Source organism: Vibrio sp. 10N.222.48.A3, from assembly GCF_041475345.1.
Lineage (GTDB): Bacteria > Pseudomonadota > Gammaproteobacteria > Enterobacterales > Vibrionaceae > Vibrio > Vibrio tasmaniensis_A.
This window is the reverse complement of the sequence record NZ_JBFRVX010001235.1, coordinates 1-2382: the sequence shown is the minus strand read 5'-3', so window position 1 is coordinate 2382 and position 2382 is coordinate 1. Positions and strand designations below refer to the sequence as shown.

1 protein-coding gene and 1 pseudogene are annotated in these 2382 nt (G+C 42.6%); both read left to right on the top strand.

The annotated features are described in order from the left end of the window. A pseudogene (locus AB4653_RS25275) lies at positions 1 to 355 on the top strand (RNA chaperone ProQ); the annotation flags it as partial. Between the two features lie 17 nt (positions 356 to 372). Beyond that, complete coding sequence (gene prc / locus AB4653_RS25270) at positions 373 to 2367, top strand: carboxy terminal-processing peptidase (RefSeq protein WP_102257892.1); 1995 nt, start codon at positions 373 to 375, stop codon at positions 2365 to 2367. Positions 2368 to 2382 lie beyond the last annotated feature (15 nt).

The window sequence follows — 2382 nt, the reverse complement described above, 5'->3', positions numbered from 1 at the left end:
ACTAGAAGAAGAGCACGTTGAGCACGCTAAAGCGACACTTGCAGAAAGCAAAGCGAAAGTTCAGGCTCGTCGTAAAGAACAAGCACAGAAAGCTCGTGACGAAGGCAAAGCGAAAGCTAAAGCGAAAAAAGCTCAACAGCCTCGTCGTCAAGCGCCTAAAGCACCGAAAGTAGAAAAGCCTGTAGAAACACGCGCTTTGAACGCCGATGAATTTATCACTGGTAAAGAAGTAAATGTGAACATGGGTACGGGAAACATGGCTGCGACCATTGTTGAAATCAATAAGGAAGATGTGCGTGTTCAGTTAGCAAACGGCCTACAAATGGTTGTTAAAGCGGAGCACTTGCGCGCTTAAAGGAGATACTCCTACGCATGAAATGCCGTTCAAAATTGACACTGATTGCTGCTAGCTTTTTGCTAGCAGCTTCAGCTCAGGCTCTTGAAGCCAAATTAAATCAGGACGATTTACCTCTACTCGCTCCTGAGGTTCAACACGAAACTGCTAGTAAACGTGTTACTTCTCGATTTACTCGTTCCCACTATAAACACTTCAATCTCAACGATGATTTCTCCCAAGCTATCTTTAATCGTTATTTAGAGATGTTGGATTATAACCGTAATATCTTCACTCAAGCTGATATTGACTCTTTCGCTACTTCATCTAAACAAATTGATGACCAACTGAAAGCCGGTAATAACCAAATTGCATTCGATGTTTATAATTTGTCCATGCAGAAGCGTTTTGAACGTTTCCAATATGCGCTGTCTTTACTAGATACTGAGATTAAGTTTGATACTGATGAAAGTATTGAGCTCAATCGTAGCGAAGCGGAATGGCCAAAAGATATCGCTGAAGTGAATGAGCTTTGGAGGAAGCGTGTTAAATACGACGCGTTGAATCTAAAACTTACAGGTAAAGAGTGGCCAGAGATTCAAGAAGTTTTGGAAAAGCGTTACAACAATGCGATGAAGCGTATTACGCAATCGCACAACGAAGATGCTTTCCAGATCTACATGAACGCATTCGCGCGAGAAGTTGACCCTCATACCAGTTACCTTTCTCCAAGAAATGCAGAGCAATTCCAGTCTGAGATGAATCTATCTCTAGAAGGCATTGGTGCTGTACTTCAAATGACAGACGACTACACCGTTATCCGATCTCTCGTTGCTGGTGGCCCTGCGTCAAACAGCAAACAATTGAGTGATGGTGACCGTATTGTTGGTGTCGGCCAAGATGGCGAAGATATTGTTGATGTTATCGGCTGGCGTTTAGACGATGTAGTGCAATTAATTAAAGGACCGAAAGGGACTAAAGTTAAGCTACAGATCTTGCCAGATGGTAAAGATGCAAAAAGTCACGTTGTCACAATTGTACGCGATAAGATTCGCTTAGAAGACCGCGCTGTTAAATCAGAAGTTATCGAGAAAGATGGCAAGAAGATTGGCGTACTAGAAGTACCAAGCTTCTATGTTGGCCTTTCTAAAGACACTGATAAACTGATCACCGAACTTAAAGAGCAAGGTGTCGAAGGTATCATTGTTGATCTGCGAAACAACGGTGGTGGTGCACTAACGGAAGCAACCGAACTCTCTGGTTTGTTTATCAAAGAGGGGCCCGTTGTTCAAGTTCGTGATAGCTACGGTCGTGTAAAAGTGAACAGTGATACTGATGGCGAAATTAGTTACCAAGGTCCATTAACGGTATTGGTGAATCGCTACAGTGCTTCAGCATCTGAAATCTTTGCAGCAGCGATGCAAGATTATGGTCGTGCAATCATCCTTGGTGAAAACTCTTTCGGTAAAGGAACGGTGCAACAACACCGCTCTTTGAATCATATTTATGATTTGTTCGATAAAGAGTTAGGCTACGTTCAATACACCATCCAGAAATTCTACCGAATCAATGGCGGAAGTACGCAAAACAAAGGTGTAGTGCCTGATATTGCTTACCCAACGGCAATTGATCCAGCAGATACTGGTGAAAGTGTTGAAGATAATGCTCTGCCTTGGGACAGCATAGAGAAAGCTAACTATTCAGTGTTACAGCGTAACGATGAGCAAGTTGCTGCTTTAACCGCTCAACACCAAGCTCGTATTGCGACAGACATGGAGTTTGGCTTTATCGCGCAAGATATTGAAAAATATAAGGCTGATAAAGATGATAACGACCTTTCTCTGAACGAAAAAGTACGTCAACAAGAGAGTGATGATGGGGATGTGCTTCGTCTAGAGCGTATCAATCAACGTCAAAAAGCCGCTAAGTTAGAGGCATTTAAAACGTTGGATGATATCCCTAAAGATTACGAAGTCCCAGATGCTTATCTTGATGAGTCTGTCGCTATCATGCTGGATATGATAAAAAAATAGACGCTAACGTGCCTT

Bases quoted from the DNA above. Each gene is read 5' to 3' on its own strand.
- prc (WP_102257892.1), top strand. From the start codon at position 373: ATGAAATGCCGTTCAAAATTGACACTGATTGCTGCTAGCTTTTTGCTA.